The organism is Curtobacterium sp. MCBD17_026, assembly GCF_003234895.2.
GTDB classification, from domain to species: Bacteria; Actinomycetota; Actinomycetes; order Actinomycetales; family Microbacteriaceae; genus Curtobacterium; species Curtobacterium flaccumfaciens.
The window spans coordinates 2,835,508-2,860,840 of sequence record NZ_CP126281.1 but is presented as its reverse complement, the minus strand read 5'-3'; the positions used below and the strand labels follow the sequence as shown (position 1 = coordinate 2,860,840).

The following is a 25,333-nucleotide window of genomic DNA, read 5'->3' as shown; positions in this document are numbered from 1 at the left end:
TGCCCCCGTCTAGGATGGGGCGGTGATCGATCCACAGCTGCTTCGCGACAACCCGGACGTCATCAAGGCTTCACAGCAGGCGCGCGGTGCCTCCGTGGCCGTCGTCGACGAAGCCGTCGCCGCTGATTCCGCCCGCCGCAGTGCGATCACCTCGTTCGAGTCGCTCCGCGCCGAGCAGAACGCCTTCGGCAAGACCGTCGCCAAGGCCCCGAAGGACGAGAAGGCCGCGCTCGTGCAGCAGGCGCAGGCGCTCGCCGCGAAGGTCAAGGAGGCGCAGGCCACCGTCACCGCGGCCGAGGACACCTTCAACACCGTCGTCCGCGGCATCCCGAACGTCGTGCTCCCCGGGGTGCCCGAGGGCGGCGAGGACGACTTCGTCACGCTCCGCACCGTCGGCACCAAGCCCGAGTTCGACTTCGAGCCGAAGGACCACGCCGACCTCGGCGAGCACCTCGGCATCATCGACATCCCGCGTGGTGTGAAGGTCTCCGGGTCGCGCTTCTACTTCCTGCGCGGCATGGGCGCCCGGCTCGAGATCGCGCTGATGTCGCTCGGCCTCGATCGTGCCATCGCCGCCGGCTTCGAGCCGCTCATCACCCCGACGCTCGTCCGCCCCGAGACGATGGCCGGCACCGGCTTCCTCGGTGAGCACGCTGCCGAGGTCTACCGGCTCGAGGCCGACGACCTGTACCTGACCGGCACGAGCGAGGTCGCCCTCGCCGGGTTCCACGCCGACGAGATCCTGCCGCTCGAGGAAGGACAGGCCCACCGCTACGCCGGCTGGTCGACCTGCTACCGCCGCGAGGCCGGTTCTGCGGGCAAGGACAACCGCGGCATCCTCCGCGTGCACCAGTTCAACAAGCTCGAGATGTTCGCCTACGTCCACCCGGACCAGGCCGAGGCCGAGCACGAGCGCCTCGTCGCCCACCAGGAGCAGATGCTCCAGGACCTCGGGCTCCACTACCGCGTGATCGACGTCGCCGCCGGTGACCTCGGCACGAGCGCGGCGAAGAAGTACGACATCGAGGCGTGGGTCCCGACGCAGGGCACGTTCCGCGAGCTCACCTCGACGTCGAACTGCACGACGTTCCAGGCCCGCCGCCTCGACATCCGCTACCGCACCGAGAGCGGCAAGACCGCTCCGGTCGCCACCCTGAACGGCACCCTCGCCACCACCCGCTGGATCGTCGCGATCCTCGAGACCCACCAGCAGGCCGACGGTTCCGTGGTCGTGCCCGAGGTCCTGCGCCCCTACCTCGGTGGCGTCGAGGTGATCGAGCCCCGATGAGCACCCAGGGACGGTTCGTGGACGGCACCTCGCAGGGCGCGGGCAGCGACGCGCCCGCCCGCACCAAGCGCTGGCTGGTCGCGCTCGACATCGACGGCACCACCATGCGTGAGGACGGTGTCATCACCGAGGCAGTCGTCGCCGCCGTCCGTGACGCCGAGGCCGCCGGCCACGAGGTCATGCTCTCTACCGGCCGCAGCGAGGGCATGACCGTGCCCCTGCTCGAGACCCTCGGCATCCGGCCGAAGTACCTGGTGTGCGCGAACGGTGCGCTCATCCTGGCCCGCCGCGCCGACGGCTCCTACGTGCGCGAACACGTCGAGCGGTTCGACCCGTCCGAGGTGCTGCAGACCATCCACGGAGCGCTCGAGAACGCGGCGTTCGGCGTCGAGGACGAGACCGGGCACTTCCTGTTGTCCGGCAACTTCCCCGACGACACGATGACGGTGGAGGGCGAGCACGTGCCGTTCGAGCAGCTGCTCGGCGTCGAGGCCACCCGCGTCGTCGTCATCTCGCCCGGCCATGACACCGAGGACTTCCTGCAGATCGTCGAGCAGATGGGCCTGCACAAGGTCTCGTACTCCGTCGGCTGGACGTCGTGGCTCGACATCGCTCCCGAGGGCGTGACGAAGGCCACCGCGATGGAGCGCGTGCGCGAGTGGCTCGACATCCCGCGTTCCCGCGTCTTCGCCGCGGGCGACGGCCGCAACGACATCGACATGCTCCGCTGGGCCTCGACCTCCGGTCGCGGGGTCGTCATGGGCCAGGCCCCCGACGACGTCGTCGACGCCGGCAACGAGCTCACCGGTGGCATCACCGACGACGGCCTGGCAGCGGCGCTCGACTCCCTGCCCCGTTAGTCCGCGCTCGCGCGCACCCCTGCCTGGAGGCCCGGGTAGACTTCCCGGGACGCGATCACGTCTCGCCACGTGGTCGCGTCACTGGAGGGTTGTCCGAGCGGCCGATGGAGCCTGTCTTGAAAACAGGTGGGCAGAGATGTCTCGTGGGTTCGAATCCCACACCCTCCGCGATGGACACACGGTTGCGCCCACTCCGCCTCGACGACGCGGCCGTCCTGGCTGCGGTCATCACCGAGAACGCCGACCACCTGCGGCCGTGGGAACCGGCGCGAGCCCCGTCGTACTACACGGAGTCCGGGCAGCGGGACGTCATCACGCAGGCTCTCGCCGCGCAGCGCGCGGGCAACGCGGTGCCGTTCGTCATCGAGTCGACCGACGGGGAACTCCTCGGGCGGATCACGCTGAGCGGCGTCGCCCGCGGTGCCCTGCAGTCGTGCGCGATGGGGTACTGGATCCGCGCCGACCGTACCCGCCAGGGCCACGCGTCCCGTGCCGTCCGCGCGGCCGCCGATCATGCCTTCGACGTGCTCCGCCTGCACCGCGTGCAGGCTGAGACCCTGCCCGAGAACGTCGGCTCGCAGCGCGCGCTCGAGTCGGCGGGCTTCACCCGCTACGGCTTCGCGCCGGAGTACATCAAGATCGACGGGGTCTGGCGCGACCACGTCATGTTCCAGCTCCTCGCGCCGACGCCGGCCCCGTGATCGAGGTCGTCGACTACCGACCGGCCTGGCCGGAGCGGTTCCGGCGGCTGCGCGATGCGTACGCCGCCGCGCTCGACGACGCCGACGTGCCGTTCCGGAGCATCGAGCACGTGGGCAGCACGTCCGTGCCGGGCTTGGCGGCGAAGCCCGTGCTCGACGTCGACGTCGTGGTGGACACTCCCGACGTCCCGGCTGCAGTGGCGGCGATGGCGACGATCGGCTTCGAGTCCCGCGGTGAACTGGGGGTCCCGGGGCGGCAGGCGTTCCGGGCTCCGGAGCGCTTCGCCCCGACGAACACCTACGTCGTCGCGGCCGGGTCGCTCGCGCTGCGGAACCACCTGGCCGTCCGCGACGTGCTGCGTGCCGAGCCGGCGCTCCGCGACGAGTACGCCGCCGTGAAACGCCGGGCAGCCGCCGTGGCCGAGGACATCGACGACTACATCGAGCGGAAGAGCGAGGTGCTGAGCCGGATCCTCCACGCCGGTGGCCTGGCTGACGACGAGCGCGCCGCCATCACCGCCACGAACCGTCGGATCACCGACCGCGGCGCGGGCGGCTGACCCGACGGGAACGAGCCTCAGGCGCTGGCGAGCATCGGGTAGAGCGCGGTGAGCGGGGCGCTCAGGCCGGCACGGACGTCGCGGCTGACCTGGTCGGCGAGGACCTCGTGCTCCCCGGCCTCGACGGCGTCCCAGATCGACCGGACGATGTCGGCGGGGTCGGACTTCTCGACGTCGAGCCCCTCGGTCATGCCGGTGTCGGTGTAGCCGAGGTGGGCGCCGACGACCTGCGTGCCCTGCGGAGCGAGCTCGAGGCGCAGGGAGTTCGTGAGCGACCAGAAGGCAGCCTTCGAGGCCGAGTAGGCACCGCCGAGTGCGATCCAGCTGAGCACCGAGTGGACGTCCACCAGTGTGCCGCCGGCGATGGTCGGGGCGAAGGCCTTGGCGACGCGGAGCGCACCGAAGACGTTCGTCGCGAAGAGGCGCTCGACCTCGGCGACCGAGGTGTCGAGCAGTGGTTCCATGCCGCCGATGCCGGCGTTGTTCACGACGATCGTCGTGTCGGCGGCGGCACGGGCTGCGGCGTCGACGCTCTCCTGGCTCGTGACGTCGAGGGCGAGGGGGACGATGCGCTCGTCGTCCCAGGTGCGCGGGTTCCGGGCGGTCGCGTAGACCTTGGTGGCGCCACGCTCCAAGGCCTGGCGGACGAACTCGGCGCCGAGGCCGCCGTTCGCTCCGGTGACGAGGACGACGGCGTTGGTGAGGTCGGTCATGAGTGCTCCAGACAAGAGAAGTTGAGTACGGAAACCGAACCTAGCACGTTGTGTCCGGAAATCGAACCCAGCTAGGATGAACCCATGCTCGGCATCCTCGGCGGCGACGAGCGCTGCCCCATCGCACGCTCCCTCGACGTCCTCGGCGAGAAGTGGACGCTCATGATCGTCCGCGACGCCATCGGCGGCTCGACCCGCTTCAGCCAGTTCCAGCAGAGCCTCGGCATCCCGCGCGAGGTCCTGACCGCACGGCTGGCCTCACTCGTCGACGGGGGAGTGCTCGAGCGCACGACCTACAAGCCCGAGGGCGCCCGTGCCCGCGAGGAGTACGTCCTGACCGACGCCGGCCGCGACCTGTCGCTCGTGCTGCTCGCCCTCGGCGGCTGGGCCGACCGGCACCGCCCGTCCGAGCGGGCGTCGGACCTGCGCTTCGTCGACGCCGATTCCGGCGAGCTGGTCGAAGCGGTCGCTGTGACGCAGGGCGCGCATCAACGTGTGCTGCTCGATCGCGTGCAAGTAGTCGGTGACGGATCTCGGTGAGGTGCCGATAAAGCACCTCCGATGAGTATTGAACTTCTGTCACGACCGATCCGCGCAACACCGCCATCAGCGGCTGCATGGAAGACATACATGCCGCAGCGAGGCAACGGTGGCGTTCCGACCGAGCGTGAGGTGCGCCGGTACCTCACGGACACGAGGCGGAATGCTGAACTTCGCCAGAAGGTCCTCGCCGAGCTCCGTGAACGAGCCGGGATGGAGTCGAGCCTGCTCGTCAACTCCGTGATCGCAGGAATCGCCATCCTCGCGGTGTTCGCGACCGTCGCGGCCGCCGCGACGTCAGCCCTCGCAGTCAACGACGCGGGCGCTGGCGCGGAGGCGGCGATCCGTGTGTACACGAATCTCGGGCGGACCGCCGTGGCCATCTTCGTCATTGGGATCGGCTCAGCGATCGTGCGACAAGGACGATCGAGGCATGCATCGTCGTGGCTTGCGGCGTACGAGGAAGCAGAGCGGCGTCCATGGTGGAGGCGTGCGTCCTGAACGCGACCCTCTGACGGCCAGGAGGCCCGCGGCGGCCCCGCCCCGCGCCTCCAGTCCGCTTGTTGGGTGCGTCAGCGGCGCACGTCGCACCCGCAACTCGCGCCGAGGACCAACTCGGCCGGCACCAGGTCGCGGTGCCACTGGTTGTCGGCGTCGAGGCCGAGCACGCGGTCGACCGCGGCGACCGCCATCGTCTCGATCGGCTGCCGGACCGTGGTGAGCTGCGGGTTCGTGTAGTCCGCCTCGGCCGCGCCGTCGAACGACACGATCGCGACGTCCTCGGGGACGCGCAGACCGAGTTCCCACAGTGCACGCATCACGCCGATCGCCTGCATGTCGGAGCTGACGAAGACGGCTCGGGGGCCGGTCTCGTCCGCGAACATGCGGAGGCCGGCTTCGTAGCCACCGCGCCGGGTGAAGTCGGTGCGGACGATGGGGCCGTCGGGCAGGCAGGCCTGGCGCAGGGCGCGCATCCAGCCCTGCTCGCGGAGCTCCATCGAGCCGGTGTGCCCCATCACGAGGCCGATCGAGCGGTAGCCGTGCTCGACCAGGTGTTGCGTGCCGTCGAGGGCGCCGCGCAGGGCGTCGACGCCGATGCTGGCGTACTCGGGGACCTCGAAGAACGTGTTGAGCAGAACCATCGGCAGGCCGGGGTCGGTGACGGTCGACAGGTCCGGGTGGGTCATGATGCTCGTCACGATGATGCCGTCGACCTGGCGGGCGGAGAGGCTGCGGAGCCGCTCGCGTTCCTGGGCGGCGTCGCCGTCGCTGTTGGCGAGCAGGACGTCGTAGCCACGTGCAGCGGCGGCGTGGGTGACGGCGACGGCGAGCTCGGACCAGAACGGGTTGTCGAGTTCGGGCACGATCAGGCCGAGCATCTTCGACGAGCCGGTGCGCAGGGCCTGGGCGCTCGCGTTCGGACGGTAGCCGAGGACGCGGATGGCCTCGCGCACACGGGCGGCGGTGGCGGCGGCGACGGGGCGCGGTCCGTCGTGCACGACGTAGCTGACGACGGAGGTGCTGACCCCGGCGTAGCGGGCGACGTCCGCACGGGTGACCGCCCTCGGGTTCGTCGGGACGGTCACGGCAGCCACCTTCGTCGGGTCCGGGAGCGTCGTTCGGGTGCCGGCCCACGACGGACCGGCACCCGAACGACACGTGTTACTCGGACGCGATCGTAGCCGACGACGTGCTGCCTGCTGCCGTCGGTGCGCTTGCCGTCGCAGCGCTCGTCGTCTCCGGGGCGTCGCCGAAGTCCGGCACCTCGAGTCGGGCGCCGCCCTGCAGCGCGGACTGGTGGGCGATGATGCCCGGCAGGGTGAAGCGCGCGGCGGTCCAGGCGTTCACCGGCGGCAGGGTCCGGTCGACGACGGCGCGGACGAAGTCGTCGGCGAGGAACTGGTGGCTGCCCTCGTGTCCGGTAGGCACGCCGTCGTACTCGGCGGGCAGGCGGTCGGTGTCGTGCACCTCGGCGTAGCCGGAGACGAACGCGTCGCGCAGGGACGGGTCGACGTCGGCCAGGCGCGGGTCGTCGAGGGACATCGTCGCCTGGGTGTCGATCTTGTCGCTGATGTCGTACGAGTCCTCCTTGTCCTGCCAGACGCTGGTCTTCGCGAGCTGCTCGAAGCTGGCCTCGGTGCCGAAGTAGCGGAAGCGCGACTCACGGATGTGCGACGGGTAGCCGACGCGACGCATCTCGTTGATGCGCATGACCCCGCCGTTGTCGAGCTCGAACAGGGCGGTGGCGTTCGAGAAGTCGTTGTCGAACTGGCTGACGTCCTTGTCGAAGACGCCGTCGCCGCGGTCGTCCTTGACACCGATGCAGCTGACGCTGACCGCGTGCCCGGGGATCGCACCGAGGACCCCGCCGACCGAGTGCGTCGGGTAGAGCATGGGCGGGTAGCTGGCGGTGCGCTTCCACTCGTCGCCCCCGCTGTACTGGTACGCGGCGTAGAAGCCGAGGTCCATGTCGTGCACGTAGTCACCCTCGGCGTAGAACACCCGGCCGAAGGCGCCGGCGGCGACCTGCTTGCGGGCGAACACGGTCGCGGGGTTGTAGTAACTCGTCTCGCCCATCATGTAGGTCAGGCCGGTCTCGCGGACCGCCTGGATGATGTCGCGGATCTCGTCGACGGAGATCGCCATCGGCACGGCGGAGTACACGTGCTTGCCGGCGCGCAGGGCCTTGACCACGAGCGGACCGTGGGTCCAGCGCTGCGTGAAGATCGCGACGGCGTCGACGTCCGAGGCGAGGACGGCGTCGAAGTCCGGGAACGTGCCGTCGAGGTGCTGCGTCTCGACGAGTTCGGACGCCCGCTCGTCGACGAGGTCCGTGACGTAGACGCGGTCGACGTCGGGGTGGAGCTTGAACAGCTTGGCGAACTGGGGGGCGAACTGGCCCGCGCCGACCATTCCGACAGAGATCATCAGTGACCTTTCCAGGGTGTGGGATGCGTCGCCGAGCGGGTCGCTCCGATGCGATCGAGCGCCATCCTGACACACGTGGTCTACACGTGACAACCCCGGTCCACAGCCCGGAAACCGGGTCTTGCGAGCGGTGGTCCCCACGTGTAGATTCCCGGCTCACGGACTGCTGCACGTCAGTCCACCGCAGACGAAGGAGTCGCGATGGCAACCGAGAGCCCTGTGTCGTCACCCTTGACGACCGCCAGCACGAGACGGAGGAGTCGGTCCGCCGACCTCGCCCGTGCCCGCACCACCGCACCGAGCCGCCGCCCAAGGAACGACCTGTGGCTCGCGCTCGTCTTCATCGCTCCGGCAGCCGTCGGTTTCGCGGTGTTCCTGGCCTGGCCGACCGTGCGGGGCATCTACCTGAGCTTCACCTCGTACAACCTGCTCACCGAGCCCGAGTTCACCGGCCTGCAGAACTACGCCCGCCTGGTGCAGGACTCGATCTTCTGGCACTCGATGGTGGTGACCGTCGAGTACGTGCTCATCAACATCGTCATCCAGACCGTCGTCGCGCTGTTCATCGCCGTGATGATGCACCGCCTGACCAAGTCGACCTTCGTGCGCGGCATCGTGCTCGCGCCGTACCTGGTGTCGAACGTCGTCGCCGCCCTCGTCTGGCTCTGGATCCTCGACACCCAGCTCGGCATCGGCAACGAGATGCTCGCCGCACTCGGGCTCGACCGCATCCCGTTCCTGCAGAGCGACGTCTGGGGCATCCCCTCGATCGCGCTCATCAACGTCTGGCGGCACGTCGGCTACACGGCGCTGCTCATCTTCGCCGGCCTGCAGTCGCTGCCCGAGACCGTGTACGAGGCCGGACGCATCGACGGAGCGAGCGAGTGGAAGATGTTCTGGCGCATCACGGTGCCGCTGCTCCGCCCCATCCTGTCCCTGGTGCTGATCATCACCGTGATCGGTTCGTTCCAGGTGTTCGACACCGTCGCCGTCACCACGCAGGGCGGCCCCGCGAACGCCACGAACGTCGTGCAGAACTACATCTACAACCTGGCGTTCGGCCGGTTCCAGTTCGGCTACGCGTCCGCGGTCTCGGTCGCGCTCCTCATCGTCCTCAGCATCATCACGATCCTCCAGTACCGCCTCACCCGCTCGGGTGAGTCCGACCTGGACTGAACGGAAGCGCCATGACCACGACACTCACCCGTTCCGTCACCACGTCCCGCCCGCCGCGGATGGGCGCCGGCCACCGTCGTCGCCCGTCGCTCGGCCGGGTGCTCGCCTGGGTCGCGATGATCCTCGTCATCGTCGTCACCCTGTTCCCGTTCTACTGGATCCTGCGCACCGCGCTGTCGTCGAACACCGCGATCAACTCCGACCCCACGTCGCTGCTGCCCGTCGGGTTCAGCCTGGGCGGGTTCGAGCGGGTCTTCGGCCTGCAGTCCACCGAAGAGGCGTTGGCACAGGGGGGCTCCGGCGCCGCGCTGAACTTCTGGCGCTACCTGCTCAACTCGATCCTGGTGTCGACGCTCGTCACCGTCGGCCAGGTGTTCTTCTCGGCGGCGGCCGCCTACGCCTTCGCCCGGCTGCGCTGGCCCGGTCGCGACAAGGTGTTCGGGGTGTTCCTGGCCGGGCTGATGGTCCCCGCGATCTTCACGCTGCTGCCGAACTTCACGCTCATCAAGCAGCTCGGGCTCGTCGACAACCTGCTCGGCATCGCCCTGCCGACGATGTTCATGACCCCGTTCGCGGTGTTCTTCCTGCGGCAGTTCTTCCTCGGCATCTCGAAGGAGGTCGAAGAGGCGGCGCTCATCGACGGCGCCGGCAAGGTGCGCGTGTTCTTCCGGCTCGTCATCCCGATGGCGGCCGCCCCGATCGCCACGCTCGCCGTGTTGACGTACATCACGAGCTGGAACGACTACTTCTGGCCGCTCATGGTGTCGTACACCGACAACTCTCGGGTGCTGACCGTCGCGCTCGGCGTCTTCAAGTCGCAGACCCCGCAGTCCGGCACCGACTGGGCCGGGCTGATGGCCGCGACCCTGGTGGCGGCGCTCCCGATGATCCTGCTGTTCGGCGTCTTCGCCAAGCGGATCGTCAACTCCATCGGCTTCTCCGGGATCAAGTGACCCGGCTGTCGGACAGGACGAACACCATGACGAACCAACTGACCCGCCGCACGCTCTTCGCCGGCGGCGCCTCCGCCCTGGCCCTCGGCGCGCTCGCCGCCTGCTCGTCGCCCGGTCGCCGCACGACGAACCGGTCGGGTGCGCGCACCGTGAGCTACTGGCTCTGGGACGCCAACCAGCAGCCCGCGTACCAGGCCGTCGCCGACGCGTTCCACCGCGCGAACCCGGACATCACCGTGCAGATCACCCAGCTCGGGTGGAACGACTACTGGACCAAGCTCACCGCGGGCTTCATCGCCGGCACCGCGCCCGACGTCTTCACCGACCACCTGACGAAGTTCCCGCAGTACGCCGACCTCGACGTGCTCTACAAGCTCGACGAACTCGACGCCACGAAGAGCATCCGCGACGACGACTACCAGTCCGGGCTCGCCGAACTGTGGAAGGGCCAGGACGGCCACCGCTACGGCTCCCCGAAGGACTGGGACACCGTCGCGATGTTCTACGACGAGAAGGCGATGGCGAAGGCGGGGGTCTCCGCCGAGGAGCTCGGGTCGCTCGAGTGGAACCCGGACGACGGCGGCACGTTCGAGCGGATGCTCGCGCGGCTGACGGTGGACTCGAAGGGCCGACGCGGCGACGAGGACGGCTTCGACAAGGACGACGTCGCCGTCTACGGCATCTCGTCGAACGGCTCGGGCGGTGACGGCTTCGGACAGACCCAGTGGTCGCCGTTCACCGGATCGGTCGACTGGTTCTACACGAACGAGAACCCGTGGGGCGACAGGTTCCGCTACGACGAGCGGGTCGTGCAGGACACCCTCGCCTGGTACTACCGGCTGGCCGAGAAGGGCTACATGGCGAAGTACGGGGTGTTCTCCACCACGACCGGGCCCGAGGTCCAGCTCGGCGCCGGCAAGTGCGCGCTGTCCTTCAACGGCTCGTGGATGATCGGCTCGTACCTGGGCATGGAGGACCTCGACGTCGCGGTCGCGCCCACGCCGATCGGCCCGTCGGGTCACCGTGCCTCGATGTTCAACGGGCTCGGCGACTCGATCACGAAGCAGGCGAAGGACCCCGAGGCCGCGGCGAAGTGGGTGGCGTTCCTGGGCAGTGATGAGGCGCAGCGGATCGTCGGCGAGAGCGGCATCGTGTTCCCGGCCCGTCCCGCGGGCACCGAGGCCGCCGTGGCGTCGTTCCGGAAGCGCGGCCTCGACGTCTCGGCGTTCACCCGGCAGGTCGAGGAGGACACCACGTTCCTGTTCCCGGTCACGAAGAACCCCGCCGACGTGCAGGCTCTGCTGCAGCCCGCCTTCGACGACGTCTACGCGAACGGCAAGCCGATCTCGACGCTGACCGGGGTCAACGAGCAGGTCAACAACCTGCTCGCCCTCACCTGATCGACGCCCTGCTGGTCCGCCCGTCGTCCGCATGCCGCGCCGTCCGGTGCGGTGTGCGGACGACGCGTTGACCGTGCCGCCGACCACGATCCAGACTGCAGGGGATGACTTCCCTCACCTCCCTCGTCTACATGTCCGTCGCCGTCGACGACCTGACCGACGACCAGCTGGTCGCCATGCTGCGCGAAGCGCGCCTCCGCAACCACGCGCTCGGCGTCTCCGGGCTCCTGCTCGCCAAGGGCGGCCGCTTCATGCAGGTGCTCGAGGGCCCGGTCTGGAGCGTCGAGGACCGCTTCGCCGCGATCGAGCGCGACCCGCGGCACACCGGCGTGAAGTCGCTGTCGCGTGAGTCCATCAGCACGCGTCGGTTCGACGGGTGGGCGATGGCGTTCGGCAGCCCGACCGGGGACGAGCTCCGTGACGAGCCCGGCTTCAGCACCTTCCTGAGCGACCGCACCGGTCTTCCGACCGGGGTGGCGGGCACGCCCGCCGACTGGCTGCTCCGCTGGTTCCGTGGGCGCGACCTGCAGGACCTGCCCGAGGAGCGCGTCACGCTCGGCCGGCACGCGGCCTGAGACGCACCACCCCTCGGACTGGTGGCGCGGTGCCAGCTGGCACCGTCCCTCCAGACTGTGAGACTGGTCCCGTGGAACGACGTGAGCAGATCCTGGTGGCCGCGGCGGAGGAGTTCGACCGCGTCGGCTTCGCCGGCGCGACGATCGCGGGCATCGCCCGCACGGCGGGCGTCTCGCAGGGCACGCTGCACTTCCACTTCCCGACGAAGCTCGCCCTGGCGCTCGGCGTCATCGGCGAGCAGAACGCCCGCACCTTCGACGTCGTCAGCCACACCGACAGCTCACCGGTCGCCGCGCTGGTCGGAGCGTCGCACGGCATCGCCGACCTGCTCCGGACCGACCCGATCGTGCGGGCGGGCATCCGGCTGTCGCTGGAGCGCGGCGAGTTCCAGACCGCGACGCTGAGCTTCTACGAGCAGTGGATCGGCGGGATCGTCGACGTGTTCCGGTTGGCGATCGCGAGCGGGGAACTCCGGACGGACCTGACCGCGGAGCAGCTCGGATCAACGGTGGTGCCCTACTTCACCGGCGTGCAGCTCGTGTCCGACGTCCGGACGCGGCGCACCGACCTGATGCCGGCGGTGGCGACGATGTGGCGCGTGGTGATCGCGGCGACGGCGGACCCGAAGCACCGCGACCGGCTGCTCGCGGTCGTCGAGGACGCGTTCGGCGCTGACTGAACCGCTGGTACGGCGATGCGGACGGGTGCGGCGCTGCCGGCGGGTCAGCGGTCGTGCAGCTCGCGGTCGCGGAACCACTTCAGCAGCCAGGCCGCACTGGTCCGGTCGAACGATCGCGGGAAGTCCATCGTGCCGGACAGGAACGGGCTGAAGCCGTCCTCCAAGCGGACGTCGTCGTCGTCCAGCGCCCGGTAGGCCATCGACCAGCCGTCGAAACGTCGGCGCTCGATGTCCTCGCGCACCAGTGACTTGACCTCACCGTGACGTCGGTCCTTCGCGATCACGTCGTACCGGTCCTGCACGCTCCACGCCGGCCCCTCGAGCAGCTGCATGAAGCGGCCGCCCTTGGCGAGCAGGAGTCCGGAGACCCCGAGCGCTTCGTTGCGCAGCCGGGACTCCGCGAGCAGCACCGCCATGGCCTGGTCGTCGAAGGGGACGACGGCACGGCTCATGTAGACGATGGAGACGAGCACTCCTCCATCCTGCTGGGTGGAAGGCCGCTGCGCGAAGTGGATGTCCGCAACGCGCCCTCCGGATCGGCGCTGCGGATCAGCCCTGCGGCAGCTCGTGCGCGGTGACGTCCTCGTTGCGCTTCTTCCGCCACGGGCGGGCCGGGGTGTTCGGACCGTCCCAGACCAGGATCGCGCCCCAGGCGGCGGCGAGCAGCGGCACCGAGATGATCGCGCCCGTGATGCCGGCCAGGACGGTGCCCGCGGTCAGACCGATCAGGATGACGAGGCCGTGCAGCTTGAGCGTGCGACCCATCAGGACCGGCTGCAGGAAGTTGCCCTCGAGCTGGTTGACGACGATCACGATGCCGATCACGAAGAGGGCCTGCACCGGGCCGAGGGCCACGAGCGCGACGAGGGCGGCGAGGATGCCGGCCGCGGTGGCACCGACGATCGGGATGAACGCCGTGATGAACACGATGACGGCCAGCGGCAGGGCGAGGGGGACGCCGACGATCGCGATGCCGACACCGATGCCGATCGCGTCGACCGCAGCGACGGTGGCGGTGCCGCGGACGTACCCGCCGAGGGTCGAGACGACCCGGTCGCCGACGCGGCGTGCACGGGCGTAGCGCTCACCGGTGAAGGGGCGGAGCAGGAACTCCCAGATGCTCGGGCCGTCCTTCAGGAAGAAGAACAGCACGACGATCATCAGGACGAGCCCGGTCAGGAAGTTCGCGGTGGCCGAGGCACCGGCGAGGGCACCGGAGCCGAACTGCGCGCTCGTGACGAAGTCGGAGGCGCCGGCGACGGCGTCGTCGATCTGCTTGTCGGAGATCGAGAACGGCAGGGTCTTCGCGAACGTCTGCAGCTGCTGGAACCCGTCGACGGCGGACTTCTGCAGCTGTGCCCACTGGTTCTCGACCGCGACGACGATGAGCCAGCCGATCAGGCCCAGGACCGCGAGGACGCCGATGAGCACCGCGAGGGTGGCCAGCACCGACGGCACCCGGTGCTTGCGGAGCCACGACACCACGGGGTGCATGGCCGACGCGATGATGAGCGCGAGGAGCACGGGGATCGTGACGACGCTCAGGATGTTGCTCGCCCAGACGATGCCGGCGACGACCACCACGACGATGATGAGCTGCAGGCAGCGGGTCGCGAGGTGCCCGGCGGAGTCGGACCACGCGGCCTGGACCCTCGACGGAACGGGCGGAGCGGTCGGGCGTGGAGCGTCGCGGAAGAACGGCATGCCCGAGACGCTACCGACCGGACGGCCGACGCGCCGGTTCCGCCGGCTCGATCGTCCGCCCGGTGTCCTCTCCCCGCGTCGCCGGGGCGACCACGAACGCCGCGACCAGCAGGACGAGGGGCACGAGCATCGCCGTCTGCAGGCCGAGGTGCTCCCCGACGAACCCGAGCAGCGGCGGCCCCACCAGGAACGCGATGTACCCGGCGGTGGCCACCACCGACACCCGGCGGTCGCCGTCGGTGGGGTGGTCGCCCGCGGCGGAGATCGACAGGGGGAACCCGAGGGCGATGCCGAGACCCCAGACGCCGGCCGCCGCCGCGGTGACGACCGGACTCGGTGACAGCACGACGAGCAGGACCCCCACCGCACCGACGGCTGCACAGACCCGGACGACCGGGGCGCGACCGAACCGGGCGACGAGCGGGGTGCCGGCCGCGCGACCGATGAGCATGGCCAGGGCGAACCCGGTGAACACGAGGGACCCGACGGACTCCGGAGCGTCGTGGTCGGTGGTCATCAGCAGCGGGAGCCAGTCGCTCGCGGCACCCTCGGCGAAGGCCATCGCCAGGGTGATCACGGCGATCATGGCGAGCTGCACGGTGAGGACGGAGCGGCGGGCTCCCCGACGGGTGCCCGGGGCATCGGCCGGCGCATCGGTGGGTGCGTCACGGGGCACCGGCCGCAGGTTCAGGGCCGCGAACACCGCCAGCGCGGCCATCACCGCGGCACCGACGAGCAGGTGCACCCCGACCGGGGTCCGCGCGGCCGTCATGGCGATGCCGACGACCCCACCGACCACGCTGCCGAGGCTGAAGCAGGCGTGCAGCACCGGCACGACCGGTCGTCCGATCTGCCGTTCGACCGCCGCGGCCTCGACGTTCAGCCCGATCTCGGCGACCCCCGCCCCGAAGCCGATCAGGAACAGTCCGGCCCAGACCCCGGCGGCGACCTGCGCCGGGGCGAGCAGCGCGACGAGCACCATGCCGACGACGGGCAGCGCGCCCCCGAGCAGGATGAGCGGGCGGTTGCCGAGCCGCCGCACCAGGGCCCCGGCACCGAGGATCCCGATCATCGACCCGATCGACAGCCCGAGCAGGACGAGGCCCATCGCCTCGATCGAGGCACCGAGCTCGTCGCGGATCGCGGGCGTCCGGGTGATCCACGTCGCGATCCCGAACCCGGTCACCGTCGACGTGGCGAAGAGTGCGAGTCGATGCCGCCCGGCCATGCCCCCATCTGATCGGTCCCCGGGCGGCCCGTCAAGGGCGACCGCGTCCCGCGCCTAGGATCGGGCGCATGGCGACCGTCCTCCTCGTCCGTCACGGACGCACCACCGCGAACGCCACCGGCGTCCTCGCCGGACGCACCGCCGGCGTGCGACTCGACGCCGTCGGCCGCACCCAGGCGGAGCGGACCGCGGAGCGCATCGCCGCGGTGCCCGTCGTCGCCGTGGTGTCGAGTCCGCTCGAGCGCTGCCGGCAGACCGCCCGTGCGATCCTCGACCGGCAGACCGACCGGCAGACCGACCGGCAGACCGGGTCACCCGCCTCGCTGATCGAGCGGGCCATCACCGAGGCCGACTACGGGCAGTGGCAGGGCCGGAAGCTCGCCGACCTGGCGAAGGAGCCCCTCTGGCGCACGGTGCAGGCGAACCCGAGCGCCGTCGTGTTCCCCGGCGGTGAGTCCATGCAGACGATGCAGTCCCGGGCCGTCGCGGCCGTCCGGCGCATCGACGCCGAGGTCGAGGCGGAGCACGGACCCGGCGCGGTCTGGGTCGCGGTGAGCCACGGCGACATCATCAAGAGCGTCCTGGCCGACGCGTTCGGCATGCACCTGGACCTGTTCCAGCGCATCGGCGTCGGCCCGGCCTCGGTGTCCGTCGTGCGCTACGGCGAGCACCGCCCCGAGGTCGTCGCGACGAACACCGAGTCGGGCGACCTGTCCTGGCTGCGCACCGCCCAAGCACCCAGCGGGGACGCCGCGGTCGGCGGCGGCGCGGGCCATCCGGAACCCGATGCGCACACCGGCACCGGGCGTCCGGCACCCGACGCGCCCGCGGGTCCTGCCCGACCCTGAACGGGCGGAGCCGAGCGCTCCTACAATGCGGGTATGCCCACCATCGTCCACGGCTTCGACTGGCCGGACCGCCTCGTCGTCGGCACCATCGGCCGTCCGGGTGAGCGCGCCTTCTACATCCAGGCCCGCTCCGGTCGACGCGTCACCAGCGTCGCGCTCGAGAAGGAGCAGACCGCCGTGCTCGCCGACAAGATCGACGAGCTCCTCGACGAGGTCGCGACCGTCGACGACAACCGCTTCAGCGTGCCGCCGTCGGTGCCGGTCGAACTCCGCGACCCGGAGCCGCTCGACCAGCCCGTCGAGCCCGAGTTCCGCGCGGGAGCACTGAGCCTGGGCTTCGACCCCTCCACCGCGCAGGTCGTCATCGAGGCGTACCCGATCGACGACGAGATCGAGATCGTGTCCGAGGAGAGCGAGGACGGCATCGAGATCGAAGCCGTCGTCGAGATCCCCGAGCCCGCGGAGCTGTTCCAGGTGAAGATCCCGGTCGGCACCGCCCGGGCCTTCGTCGAGCGCACGCGCGAGGTCGTCGCCGCCGGTCGTCCGCCCGGCGACGCATGAGCGACGGCTCGCTGTCCGTCCGGGCGCGCATCCGCGAGGCGTCCAACGCCACCTTCCTCGCCGAACTCGACGGCGCGACCGTCGTCTACAAGCCCATCGAGGGCGAGCGCCCGCTGTGGGACTTCCCGGACGGCACGCTCGCCGGCCGCGAGATCGCCGCGCACCTGGTCTCCGAGGCGTTCGGCTGGGGTGTCGTCCCGCCCACGTGGATGGGCGACGGTCCGTTCGGCCCTGGCATGGTGCAGCGCTGGCAGGACGTCGACCCCGAGCAGGACGCCGTCGACCTGGTGGCGCCGGAGCTCGCCGAGGCGGACGATTCGCCCTGGCTGCCCGTGCTCGAGGCGATCGACGAACAGGACCAGCCCGTCACGCTCGTGCACGAGGACTCCGAGGCCCTGCGCCGGATGGCCGTCTTCGACGTGGTCGTGAACAACGCCGACCGCAAGGGTGGGCACGTGCTCGCGATGCCCGACGGCCACCGCTTCGGCGTCGACCACGGGCTCACCTTCCACGTCGAGCACAAGCTCCGGACGGTCCTGTGGGGCTGGATCGGGGAGCCGCTCGGGCCGGACGAGCTCGAGGGCCTCGACCGGGTGTCCGAAGCCCTGCGCGGCGGTCTCGGCGACGAGCTCGCCGAGCACCTGACGGACGAGGAGATCGACACGCTCCGAGCGCGCTGCGCGGCCCTGCGTGCCGTCGGGATCTTCCCGCCGCCGCCCGGTCACGGCCCCGCCGTGCCCTGGCCACTGTTCTAGACGCACCCGACAATGGACTGGAGGCCCGTGGCGGTCTCGCCACGGGCCTCCAGTCCGTCCCGTGAGGGCTTCAGAGCCCCCGGTCGTCGCGGAAGAGCGCGCCGTCGGCCCCGCGACGCGAGCCGAGGTACGAGCCGACCACGGCGACCCCGAGGTCGTCGTTCTCCGGTGCCACGACGCTGCCGTCCACCCGCTTCGCCATCGCGTCGATGAACCGGGCGAGCCCCGGGTCCTCGCCGAGGCGGAAGAACGTCGTCTGGGCGCCGAGGCGTCCGGCGTTCTCGAGCTCCCGCACGGTCAGCGCGATCGTCACCGGGTCGGGTGGGTAGTCGAACCAGACCTGCCCGTTCGGCTCGAGGTGCGACGTCGGCTCGCCGTCGGTGACGATGAGGAGCACCGGCTGGGCCGTGGGGTGCTTCCGGAAGTGCCGGTTGGCGAGCAACAGGGCGTGGTGCAGGTTCGTGCCCTTGTCCCACATCGCGTCGAGACCGACGAGCTGTTCGACGTCCATCACCTCGGCCTCGCGACCGAAGGCGATGAGCTGCAGGTCGTCGCCGCGGAACCGGGTCGACACCAGGGTGTGCAGCGCGAGGGCGGTGCGCTTCATCGGCACCCAGCGGTCCTCCATCGCCATCGAGAACGACGTGTCGACGAGCAGCGCGACGCAAGCCTGGGTGCGCGCCTCGGTCTCCTGCACCTCGACGTCCTCGATGCTCAGGCGCACGCCCGCACCCCGTCGACCGCTGGCCGCCGTCCGCACCACGGCGTTCGTGATCGTGCGGGGGATGTCCCACGGCTCGGTGTCGCCGAACGCCCACTGCCGCGACGCCCCCGAGGGTTCGCCCGCGGCGCCCGAGCGACGGAGGTCCCGCGCGCCCTGGCGACCGGACATCCGCTGGGCGACGTCCTTGAGCAGGCTCTTGCCGAGCTGCCGCATCGCCTTCGGGGTGAGCCGGAGCTGCCCGTCGGCTCCACGGCGCATCGCCCCGGAGTTCCGGAGCGCCTGTTCGAGGCGCTGCAGGGTCTTCGCGTCGACCGCCGCCTCGTCGCCGAGCTGCCGGGACAGCGCGTCGAGGTCCAGGTCGTCGAGCTCCGAGCCCGGCCCGGACTGGGCGAGCTGGTCGGCGAGGGCGTCGAGGTCCGCGATGTCCTGGAAAACCCCGGTGCCGTCGCCCAGCCCGAGGCCCTGTTCGCCGTCCATGCGTTCCGATCCGCCCCAGTCCTCGCCGGGACGCAGTGCGCGAAGGTTGCCGTCGAGCTGGGACAGCTGCCCCATCAGGTCGGGGGAGCCGAAGGCCTGCTGGGCGAGGGCGTCGAGTTCGTCCCGCTGCTCCTGGGTCATCGAGTTCCGCATGCGCTGCGCCGCGGCCGCGCGGGCTGCCAGGTCGTCGAGCAGCTCGTCGACGTTCGCGGGGTCCGACGGGAAGTACTCGCCGTGCTGGTCCATGAACTCGTCGAACTGCTGCTGGGTGTCCTCGCCGCGGGCGTGCGCCTCGAGCAGGGCGTTGAGGTCCTGCATCATCGCGCTGACCGCGGCCCGGTCCTGGTCGGTGGCGCCCTCGAGCGCCTGCTTCATGCCGGCGAAGCGCTGGTCGAGCACCTCGCGGCCGAGCAGGTCCTTGATCTCGTCGTACTTCCGGCGCGCGGTCGGGCTCGTCCAGTCGTAGTCGCCGAGCTCCTGCACCGCGGCGGCGGGGGAGGGTGACAGGCTGTCGAGCTGCAGTTCGGCCAGGGCCCGGTCGCCGTCGTCGAGGTCGACGTTGCGGGCGAGCTCCCCGCGCTCGGCGAGCAGCGCCTGCTCGAGGAGCTCGCGCACCTGCTGCAGGGTGCCGTCGAGGTTGTTCCTGCTCGTCAGCTCACGGCGGCGCTCGGCCACCCGTCGGGCCAGGTCGTCGAGGCCGCGCTGCGTCCGGCCGCCGCGCCGCAGGAACTCCCGCATCGCCCGCTCGGGCGACGTGCCGCCCATCACGTCCTGCCCGATGGCGTCGAGCGCCTCGGCCAGGTCGACCGGGGCGGCGAGCGGGTCGGGTCCGTCGGTGTAGCGGCCGTACCGGGTGTCGCGCGTCAGGCGCCGGTTCTGCCTAGCCATAGACGGCTTCGCCCCCGCCGGACTCCTTGCTGATGCGCCGGGCCAGGAACAACCCCTCGAGGGCGAGCTCGATCGCGCCGGCGCGTTCGCCGTCGTTCGTCGCACCCATCCGGTCGCACACCTGGTCGTACAGGTCGGACTCACCGATCGACGGCAGGCCTTCGAGGAACGCCCGGGCGCTGACCTGCTCGCCCGTGGTCACCATCGTGCCGCCCTCGAGCGCGTCCACGAGCACCGTGAAGTCGAGGCCCTTGAACCGGGAGCGCACGGTCTCGGCGGTCGCGGTGCGGAGCAGGTGCTCGAGGACCTCGTCGGCCCGGTCCTCTTCGCCGTTCTCGAACTCGATCTTGCCGCCGAGGACGTCCACCGCGGTCTCGAGGTCGATCGGCCGCGCGACCGCCTCGTCCTCGCCCTGGCGAGCTGCGCGGTGCACCGCGGCGGCGGACACCGTCTCGGCACCGGCGATCGCGAACCGGGCGCTCACACCGCTGCGCTGGTCGACGGCGCTCGAACCACGCAGTGCCCGGGTGAACCGGGCGAGGATCTCGATCAGGGCGTCCGGGACCTCGGCCGTCAGCTGCGCCTCCTGCCGGATGACGGCGATCTCGTCGTCGAGCTCGATCGGGTAGTGCGTGCGGATCTCGGCGCCGAAGCGGTCCTTCAGCGGCGTGATGATCCGGCCGCGGTTCGTGTAGTCCTCGGGGTTCGCGCTCGCCACGACGAGCACGTCGAGCGGCAGCCGCAGCACGTAGCCGCGGATCTGGACGTCGCGCTCCTCCATCACGTTGAGCATCGCGACCTGGATGCGTTCGGCCAGGTCGGGCAGCTCGTTGATCGCGACGATGCCACGGTGCCCACGGGGGACGAGCCCGAAGTGGATGGTCTCCGGGTCGCCCAGGCTACGGCCCTCGGCGACCTTCATCGGGTCGACGTCCCCGATCAGGTCGGCGACGCTCGTGTCCGGCGTCGCGAGCTTCTCGACGTAGCGGTCGTCCCGGTGCCGCCAGCTGATCGGCAGGGCGTCGCCGAGGTCGTCGGCACGCCGGATGCTCGCGGTGGTGATCGGTTCGTACGGGTGCTCGCCGAGCTCGGAGCCGGTGATGACCGGCGTCCACTCGTCGAGCAGGCCCTGCAGGGTGCGGAGCAGCCGGGTCTTGCCCTGGCCGCGCTCGCCGAGCAGGACGACGTCGTGGCCGGCGATCAGGGCACGTTCGAGCTGGGGGATGACGGTGGTCTCGAAGCCGTGCAGCCCGGGCCACGGATCGGTGCCCTGGCGCAGGGCGGTGAGCAGGTTGTCGCGGATCTCGGCGCGGACCGTCTTCTGGACGTGACCAGAGGTGCGGAGCTCGCCGACCGTGCGGATGTCAGGTCGGGTCACGTTCTGGACGTTACGCCGTTGCGGACCGGAGGCGCGGTGTCAGCCCGCACCGCGCCTCCAGCCCGCTTGTGGGTTCCCATCGCACTTGCGATCATTGGGATCCCGGCGACGGAGCCGGATTCGAAGTAGGGGGATCCGGCTCCGTCCCCGGTTCCTCGTTCCGCATCTGAACCACATCGGCGATCTCGGCGTACGGTCCCATTTCGTGAGCAGCGCGAACGCAACCATCAAGAGCCTGGTGCCCGCCAGGATGGACCGCTTGCCGTGGACCCGGTTCCACTGGAGCGTCGTCGTCGGACTCGGCGTGTCCTGGATCCTCGACGGTCTCGAGATCCAGATCGTCTCGAACGCGGGCTTCCAGGCGGACCTGAACCTGTCCACGCAGCAGGTGACGTCCCTCGGCACGATCTACCTGGTCGGCCAGGTCGTCGGTGCCCTGGTGTTCGGGCGCATGTCCGACCGACTGGGGCGGCGCAAGCTGTTCATCCTGACGCTCGCGATCTACCTGATCGGTTCGGGCATCGCGGGCCTCGCGCAGGACTTCTGGTTCCTGGCGGCCTTCCGGTTCGTCGCGGGGTTGGGCATCGGCGGCGAGTACGCGGCGATCAACTCGGCGATCGACGAGCTCATCCCGGCGAAGTACCGCGGGCACGTCGACATCGCCATCAACGGCACGTACTGGGGCGGTGCCGCACTCGGCGCGTTCGCGAACATCTACCTGCTCGACACGTCCTACTTCGCCGAGAACATCGGCTGGCGCATCGGGTTCTTCCTCGGCCCGGTGCTCGGCATCGCGATCATCTTCCTGCGACGGCACATCCCGGAGAGTCCGCGGTGGCTGATGACGCACGGGCGCGAGGAAGAGGCCGAGGCCACCGTCTCGCGCATCGAGGAGTCGGTGGAGAAGGCGACCGGCAAGCCCCTGCCGGAGGTCGACCAGTCGAAGGCGATGACGGTCACGCCGACCGACCGCGTCGGGTTCCTCGCCATCGCGCGCGTGCTGCTGAAGCAGTACCCGACCCGCACGCTCGTCGGCGCGACGATGATGATCACGCAGGCGTTCCTGTACAACGCGATCTTCTTCACCTACGCCCTGGTCCTCACGAACTTCTTCGGCCTGAAGACGGCGGAGACGGCGGTCTACTTCTTCCCGTTCGCGATCGGCAACCTGCTCGGCCCGATCATCCTGGGGCGCTTCTTCGACACCTGGGGTCGACGCCAGATGATCTTCCTGACGTACCTGGTGTCCGGCCTCGTGCTCGCCACGTCGGCGTTCCTGTTCCGGGCCGACGCGATCTCGGCGACGGTGCAGGTCGCGTTCTGGTGCGTCTCGTTCTTCTTCGCCTCGGCCGGGGCGTCGAGCGCCTACCTGACCGTCAGCGAGATCTTCCCGCTCGAGCTGCGGTCGCAGGCCATCTCGTACTTCTTCGCCCTGGCGCAGATCTTCGGTGCGGTCGCGCCGGCCATCTACGGCGCCTTCATCGGTGACGGGTCGTCGCGGGAGCCGCTGTTCTGGGGGTACCTGCTCGGATCCGCGGTGATGATCGGTGGCGGCGTGGTGGCCTTGATATTCGGGGTCGACGCCGCGCGGAAGGGGCTGGAGGACGTCACCCAACCGCTCTCGGTGCTCACCGGGGACGCGAAGTCCGACCGGAGGTGAGCCCGGCGGCGGCGGTCTGACATTCTGTATTCAGAGTGTTTAGCGCCGCCGTCGCCGCGCTGTCACTGTGCGTGCATGGCACTCCTCCACAGCACGACACCGGCCACCACGATCCACGGCAGCGACCGCCCTCGCCTCGGGGGTGCCGCCCGTGCGTGAGCCTGGGGTGATGGAGCACACCCCCACCCGAGCCGGTGCCGACGGACTCGATCCCCACGGCCTGCGCCGCAGCCTGCTGCGCGACGCGGTGTTCCTGCGACTGCTCGACAACGTCCTGCGGGGGGAGTACCGCCGCGGGCAGCGGCTGCGGCTCGACACCCTGGCATCGGACATGCGGGTGTCGCGCACACCCGTGCGCGAAGCCCTCGTGACCCTCGAGTCCCTGCAACTGGCCAGCGTGCAGCGGTACGTCGGTGTCGTGATCTCGCAGTGGTCGGTCGACCAGATGATCGAGCGACTGCGGATCGCCCAGGCCCTGCTCGTCGATCCGCCGTCGAACTCCGTCGGGTACCACGACCGGTTCGACAAGGCGTGGCTGCGCGACTGCTGGACCGAAGCAGGTGCCTTCGTCGAACTCGGGGCCTGGTACCTGCGGCGCCGCGGGTCGTCGGTCAGCGGCGACTGGTTGCTGTCGCAGCGCATCGTGCTCGACATGTTCTTCACCGACGACGTCGCCCTGGCGAACGGCATCGATGCGGTGGTCGACCGCCGACGACGGGTCGCGATCGTCGAGCGGGCCGTGGACGCGGCGGAGCGAGACGCCCTCGACGACTGCGCCGCGGCGCTCCTCGACCTGTCGTCCGCCCTGATCGCGCTGCCGGACCGCTTCCGGGTGGTCGTGTCGGCCTGAACCGGCGGCGGCTGCGGATCCGCTCAGCTCCGCTCCCACCGCCATGGTCCACGGGTCCCGACGCCGCGCAGTGAGCGGTGCCGGTGCCCCTCGCACTGGATCGTCAGGCAACGTCGTGGCAGCCTTGACCGGTTGCCGTCCCCGGCGTGTCCACCGACGACAGGAGTGCCCGTGAACGACGTCCGCGATCGATCCCACCGCTTGAACCGAGCACCGGGGATCGCACGGCACGGACGTCTGCGGCGCTCGAGCCCCCTCGCGACCGCTGCCAAGACGGTGTCCGGCGTCGTCGCAGTGGCCCTGGTGAGCTCGGTCTCGGTGACGGCGATCGCGGCGAAGCAGGTCACGGACGACCTCGGTGACGGCGTCGAGATCCAGGGCCAGCCCGCACCGCAGGCGCAGGGCGGTGCGAAGCCGCTCAGTGCCTTCACGGGCGGGTTCAACATGCTCGTCGTCGGCACCGACAACGACCCTGACCAGAGCCCGGCGTTCGGAGAGCGCGACGCGACCCTCAACGACGTCAACATCCTGCTGCACGTCTCGGCCGACCACACCAACGCGACCGCGGTGAGCATCCCGCGCGACCTCGTCACGCCGATCCCGGCCTGCAAGAAGACCGACGGCACGGGCACCGCGCCGGCGATGGCGGCGCAGCCGATCAACACCTCGTTCGGCGAGGGCGGCCTGAACTGCGTCACGCAGACGGTCGCCGGGCTGACCGGACTCGACATCCAGTACTCGGCCGCGGTGTCCTTCAAGGGCGTCATCGAGATGTCGAACGCGATCGGTGGCGTGCCCGTCTGTGTCGCCCAGCCCATCACCGACTCCTACTCAGGGCTGGACCTGCCCGCCGGCACCTCGACCCTGCAGGGTGACGATGCCCTGGCGTTCCTGCGCACCCGGCACGGGGTCGGCGACGGGTCGGACCTCGGCCGGATCTCGAGCCAGCAGGTGTTCCTGTCGTCGCTGCTCCGCACCGTGAAGTCGAACGACACCCTCGGTTCGCCGGCCCGCCTGTACAAGCTGGCCCGGGCGGCGGCGTCGAACATGCAGCTGTCCCAGAGCCTGAACGACATCGGGACGATGGTGCAGATGGGCCTGGCGCTGCGCGATCTGCCGCTGGCGCAGGTGAACTTCGTGCAGTACCCGGGCACCACGGGCGGCACCGGTGTCTACGAGGGCAAGGTCGAGCCGACGACGTACCTGGCCGACCGGCTGTTCGCGAAGATCAAGGCCGACCAGTCGTTCTCCCTCGGGGCGGACAGCACGGGCATCGGGTCGGAGACGAGTCCGACGCAGCCGAACCCGACGCAGCCGACCGCTGCGCCGTCGTCGCCGGCCGCTGCGCCGGAGCCGGCGACCCCGGCAGCGCCGTCGTCCGCTGCGCCGCGCACCCCCTCGGCGACGCCCGAGACCATCGACGGGCTCGAGGGGCAGTCCGCCGACCAGCAGACCTGCTCGAAGGCGTTCGGGTACTGAGGCGCGGCGCAGGCGGTCCCTTGCCGTCCCCGAGTCTCGGCTGCGCGGACTCTTTGCGGCCTTCAGCGCCCGTGCACTGTCCGCGGGGACGAGTCTCGGCTCGGTGCCTCCCCGCCCCGAACCCAGAAACGGGGGCGCGGTGGTGGGCCGCGCCCCCAGGGGAAGTCGCTCCCCGCCGGGCGCCACGCGATCGGGCGCGCCGGGCCCGCACGGGGAACGACGTCGGGTGCTGTGTCGCGACGACGGGGACGAGCCCCGGAACGTGATTGCCGCGTCCCGATGATGCTATGCAGTGGGGTACGCCCCGACAACCCCCACGTGTCCCCACTTCGGGGGACCGCGCGCGACGGGTCGTGCCACGCGCGGGCGTGCGTCGGGTCGAGAGTGGCGCGGTCCTCCTGTATGGT

At 70.5% G+C, this 25,333-nt stretch carries 25 protein-coding genes and 1 tRNA gene; 18 read left to right on the top strand and 8 right to left on the bottom strand.

What is annotated here, in order from left to right:
* Positions 1-22 precede the first annotated feature (22 nt).
* The 5 genes from serS to DEI85_RS13515 all read left to right on the top strand — a co-directional run bounded on the left by serS (position 23) and on the right by DEI85_RS13515 (position 3,409).
* Positions 23-1,288, top strand: a complete 1,266-nt coding sequence (serS, locus tag DEI85_RS13535; RefSeq protein ID WP_110862423.1) for a serine--tRNA ligase — start codon at positions 23-25, stop codon at positions 1,286-1,288.
* Positions 1,285-2,148 carry an HAD family hydrolase gene (locus DEI85_RS13530; RefSeq protein ID WP_111122920.1) on the top strand — a complete coding sequence of 288 codons (864 nt, stop codon included), beginning with the start codon at positions 1,285-1,287 and terminating at the stop codon, positions 2,146-2,148. The genes serS and DEI85_RS13530 overlap by 4 nt, the downstream gene beginning before the upstream one ends.
* Positions 2,149-2,231: 83 nt before the next feature.
* Positions 2,232-2,316, top strand: a tRNA-Ser gene (locus tag DEI85_RS13525).
* 14 nt (positions 2,317-2,330) lie between these two features.
* Positions 2,331-2,849, top strand: coding sequence for a GNAT family N-acetyltransferase (locus DEI85_RS13520; RefSeq protein WP_284183431.1), 519 nt, complete (start codon positions 2,331-2,333; stop codon positions 2,847-2,849).
* Entirely contained in the window at positions 2,846-3,409 is a 564-nt protein-coding gene (locus DEI85_RS13515) for a GrpB family protein (protein WP_111122921.1), read from the top strand. The genes DEI85_RS13520 and DEI85_RS13515 overlap by 4 nt, the downstream gene beginning before the upstream one ends.
* 17 nt (positions 3,410-3,426) lie before the next feature.
* Here the strand turns inward: DEI85_RS13515 and DEI85_RS13510 are convergent, their stop codons facing one another.
* Entirely contained in the window at positions 3,427-4,122 is a 696-nt protein-coding gene (locus DEI85_RS13510) for an SDR family oxidoreductase (RefSeq protein WP_111122922.1), read from the bottom strand.
* Between the two features lie 84 nt (positions 4,123-4,206).
* Here DEI85_RS13510 and DEI85_RS13505 point away from each other — a divergent pair, with 84 nt between their 5' ends.
* Both DEI85_RS13505 and DEI85_RS13500 read left to right on the top strand, forming a co-directional pair.
* Positions 4,207-4,662 (top strand): winged helix-turn-helix transcriptional regulator, encoded by a 456-nt coding sequence (locus DEI85_RS13505; protein WP_111122923.1) that lies wholly within the window; start codon positions 4,207-4,209, stop codon positions 4,660-4,662.
* Positions 4,663-4,752: 90 nt separating this feature from the next.
* Positions 4,753-5,163 (top strand): hypothetical protein, encoded by a 411-nt coding sequence (locus DEI85_RS13500; RefSeq protein ID WP_146248961.1) that lies wholly within the window; start codon positions 4,753-4,755, stop codon positions 5,161-5,163.
* Between the two features lie 71 nt (positions 5,164-5,234).
* Here the strand turns inward: DEI85_RS13500 and DEI85_RS13495 are convergent, their stop codons facing one another.
* Both DEI85_RS13495 and DEI85_RS13490 read right to left on the bottom strand, forming a co-directional pair.
* On the bottom strand, positions 5,235-6,248 hold the full coding sequence (locus DEI85_RS13495) for a LacI family DNA-binding transcriptional regulator (RefSeq protein WP_258376231.1): 1,014 nt from the start codon (positions 6,246-6,248) through the stop codon (positions 5,235-5,237).
* Positions 6,249-6,324: 76 nt separating this feature from the next.
* Entirely contained in the window at positions 6,325-7,590 is a 1,266-nt protein-coding gene (locus DEI85_RS13490) for a Gfo/Idh/MocA family protein (RefSeq protein WP_502868676.1), read from the bottom strand.
* A gap of 201 nt (positions 7,591-7,791) precedes the next feature.
* Between DEI85_RS13490 and DEI85_RS13485 the strand changes: the two genes are divergently transcribed.
* The 5 genes from DEI85_RS13485 to DEI85_RS13465 all read left to right on the top strand — a co-directional run bounded on the left by DEI85_RS13485 (position 7,792) and on the right by DEI85_RS13465 (position 12,374).
* On the top strand, positions 7,792-8,766 hold the full coding sequence (locus DEI85_RS13485; protein ID WP_111122927.1) for a carbohydrate ABC transporter permease: 975 nt from the start codon (positions 7,792-7,794) through the stop codon (positions 8,764-8,766).
* Positions 8,767-8,777: 11 nt separating this feature from the next.
* Positions 8,778-9,719 (top strand): carbohydrate ABC transporter permease, encoded by a 942-nt coding sequence (locus DEI85_RS13480; protein ID WP_175475023.1) that lies wholly within the window; start codon positions 8,778-8,780, stop codon positions 9,717-9,719.
* Between the two features lie 26 nt (positions 9,720-9,745).
* Complete coding sequence (locus tag DEI85_RS13475; protein WP_220036897.1) at positions 9,746-11,119, top strand: ABC transporter substrate-binding protein; 1,374 nt, start codon at positions 9,746-9,748, stop codon at positions 11,117-11,119.
* Between the two features lie 104 nt (positions 11,120-11,223).
* Positions 11,224-11,694, top strand: a complete 471-nt coding sequence (locus DEI85_RS13470) for a BLUF domain-containing protein (RefSeq protein ID WP_110862432.1) — start codon at positions 11,224-11,226, stop codon at positions 11,692-11,694.
* Between the two features lie 71 nt (positions 11,695-11,765).
* Positions 11,766-12,374 carry a ScbR family autoregulator-binding transcription factor gene (locus DEI85_RS13465; RefSeq protein WP_181420156.1) on the top strand — a complete coding sequence of 203 codons (609 nt, stop codon included), beginning with the start codon at positions 11,766-11,768 and terminating at the stop codon, positions 12,372-12,374.
* 44 nt (positions 12,375-12,418) lie between these two features.
* On the opposite strand, the gene DEI85_RS13460 is transcribed toward DEI85_RS13465, so the two are convergent.
* The 3 genes from DEI85_RS13460 to DEI85_RS13450 form a co-directional block, all read right to left on the bottom strand.
* Positions 12,419-12,847 carry a BLUF domain-containing protein gene (locus DEI85_RS13460; RefSeq protein ID WP_111122929.1) on the bottom strand — a complete coding sequence of 143 codons (429 nt, stop codon included), beginning with the start codon at positions 12,845-12,847 and terminating at the stop codon, positions 12,419-12,421.
* Between the two features lie 76 nt (positions 12,848-12,923).
* Positions 12,924-14,078 carry an AI-2E family transporter gene (locus DEI85_RS13455; RefSeq protein WP_111122930.1) on the bottom strand — a complete coding sequence of 385 codons (1,155 nt, stop codon included), beginning with the start codon at positions 14,076-14,078 and terminating at the stop codon, positions 12,924-12,926.
* A gap of 10 nt (positions 14,079-14,088) precedes the next feature.
* A complete protein-coding gene (locus DEI85_RS13450) occupies positions 14,089-15,306 on the bottom strand; it encodes an MFS transporter (RefSeq protein ID WP_111122931.1) in 1,218 nt (405 codons plus the stop codon).
* Between the two features lie 68 nt (positions 15,307-15,374).
* On the opposite strand from DEI85_RS13450, the gene DEI85_RS13445 reads away from it, so the two are divergent.
* The 3 genes from DEI85_RS13445 to DEI85_RS13435 are packed head-to-tail and all read left to right on the top strand — an operon-like array spanning position 15,375 to position 17,470.
* The gene (locus tag DEI85_RS13445) at positions 15,375-16,154 is read left to right on the top strand and encodes an MSMEG_4193 family putative phosphomutase (RefSeq protein ID WP_111122932.1); all 780 of its coding nucleotides are present in this window, start codon (positions 15,375-15,377) and stop codon (positions 16,152-16,154) included.
* 33 nt (positions 16,155-16,187) lie between these two features.
* Positions 16,188-16,715, top strand: a complete 528-nt coding sequence (locus DEI85_RS13440; RefSeq protein WP_111122933.1) for a DUF3090 domain-containing protein — start codon at positions 16,188-16,190, stop codon at positions 16,713-16,715.
* Positions 16,712-17,470 (top strand): SCO1664 family protein, encoded by a 759-nt coding sequence (locus DEI85_RS13435; RefSeq protein WP_110862439.1) that lies wholly within the window; start codon positions 16,712-16,714, stop codon positions 17,468-17,470. Before DEI85_RS13440 ends, DEI85_RS13435 begins: the two co-directional genes overlap by 4 nt.
* Before the next feature lie 70 nt (positions 17,471-17,540).
* Here DEI85_RS13435 and DEI85_RS13430 read toward each other — a convergent pair whose 3' ends face one another.
* Together DEI85_RS13430 and DEI85_RS13425 are read right to left on the bottom strand one after the other, a co-directional pair.
* Positions 17,541-19,559 carry a vWA domain-containing protein gene (locus DEI85_RS13430; RefSeq protein ID WP_111122934.1) on the bottom strand — a complete coding sequence of 673 codons (2,019 nt, stop codon included), beginning with the start codon at positions 19,557-19,559 and terminating at the stop codon, positions 17,541-17,543.
* The gene (locus DEI85_RS13425) at positions 19,552-20,937 is read right to left on the bottom strand and encodes a MoxR family ATPase (protein WP_110862441.1); all 1,386 of its coding nucleotides are present in this window, start codon (positions 20,935-20,937) and stop codon (positions 19,552-19,554) included. Before DEI85_RS13425 ends, DEI85_RS13430 begins: the two co-directional genes overlap by 8 nt.
* A gap of 205 nt (positions 20,938-21,142) precedes the next feature.
* Between DEI85_RS13425 and DEI85_RS13420 the strand changes: the two genes are divergently transcribed.
* From DEI85_RS13420 to DEI85_RS13410, 3 genes are all read left to right on the top strand, one after another.
* On the top strand, positions 21,143-22,597 hold the full coding sequence (locus tag DEI85_RS13420) for an MFS transporter (RefSeq protein ID WP_375231882.1): 1,455 nt from the start codon (positions 21,143-21,145) through the stop codon (positions 22,595-22,597).
* Between the two features lie 169 nt (positions 22,598-22,766).
* A complete protein-coding gene (locus DEI85_RS13415; protein WP_110862443.1) occupies positions 22,767-23,447 on the top strand; it encodes a GntR family transcriptional regulator in 681 nt (226 codons plus the stop codon).
* Between the two features lie 201 nt (positions 23,448-23,648).
* Positions 23,649-24,926: an LCP family protein gene (locus DEI85_RS13410; protein ID WP_258376232.1), complete on the top strand. Its 1,278-nt coding sequence runs from the start codon at positions 23,649-23,651 to the stop codon at positions 24,924-24,926.
* The last annotated feature ends 407 nt before the right edge of the window (positions 24,927-25,333 follow it).

Excerpts from the sequence above, each read along its gene's own strand:
- DEI85_RS13510 (WP_111122922.1), bottom strand. The coding sequence starts at position 4,122 with ATGACCGACCTCACCAACGCCGTCGTCCTCGTCACCGGAGCGAACGGC.
- DEI85_RS13455 (WP_111122930.1), bottom strand. The coding sequence starts at position 14,078 with ATGCCGTTCTTCCGCGACGCTCCACGCCCGACCGCTCCGCCCGTTCCG.
- DEI85_RS13435 (WP_110862439.1), top strand. The coding sequence starts at position 16,712 with ATGAGCGACGGCTCGCTGTCCGTCCGGGCGCGCATCCGCGAGGCGTCC.
- DEI85_RS13445 (WP_111122932.1), top strand. The coding sequence starts at position 15,375 with ATGGCGACCGTCCTCCTCGTCCGTCACGGACGCACCACCGCGAACGCC.
- DEI85_RS13505 (WP_111122923.1), top strand. The coding sequence starts at position 4,207 with ATGCTCGGCATCCTCGGCGGCGACGAGCGCTGCCCCATCGCACGCTCC.
- DEI85_RS13480 (WP_175475023.1), top strand. The coding sequence starts at position 8,778 with ATGACCACGACACTCACCCGTTCCGTCACCACGTCCCGCCCGCCGCGG.
- DEI85_RS13415 (WP_110862443.1), top strand. The coding sequence starts at position 22,767 with ATGGAGCACACCCCCACCCGAGCCGGTGCCGACGGACTCGATCCCCAC.
- DEI85_RS13440 (WP_111122933.1), top strand. The coding sequence starts at position 16,188 with ATGCCCACCATCGTCCACGGCTTCGACTGGCCGGACCGCCTCGTCGTC.
- DEI85_RS13500 (WP_146248961.1), top strand. The coding sequence starts at position 4,753 with ATGCCGCAGCGAGGCAACGGTGGCGTTCCGACCGAGCGTGAGGTGCGC.
- DEI85_RS13475 (WP_220036897.1), top strand. The coding sequence starts at position 9,746 with ATGACGAACCAACTGACCCGCCGCACGCTCTTCGCCGGCGGCGCCTCC.
- DEI85_RS13530 (WP_111122920.1), top strand. The coding sequence starts at position 1,285 with ATGAGCACCCAGGGACGGTTCGTGGACGGCACCTCGCAGGGCGCGGGC.
- DEI85_RS13450 (WP_111122931.1), bottom strand. The coding sequence starts at position 15,306 with ATGGCCGGGCGGCATCGACTCGCACTCTTCGCCACGTCGACGGTGACC.
- DEI85_RS13490 (WP_502868676.1), bottom strand. The coding sequence starts at position 7,590 with ATGATCTCTGTCGGAATGGTCGGCGCGGGCCAGTTCGCCCCCCAGTTC.
- DEI85_RS13485 (WP_111122927.1), top strand. The coding sequence starts at position 7,792 with ATGGCAACCGAGAGCCCTGTGTCGTCACCCTTGACGACCGCCAGCACG.
- DEI85_RS13470 (WP_110862432.1), top strand. The coding sequence starts at position 11,224 with ATGACTTCCCTCACCTCCCTCGTCTACATGTCCGTCGCCGTCGACGAC.
- DEI85_RS13430 (WP_111122934.1), bottom strand. The coding sequence starts at position 19,559 with ATGGCTAGGCAGAACCGGCGCCTGACGCGCGACACCCGGTACGGCCGC.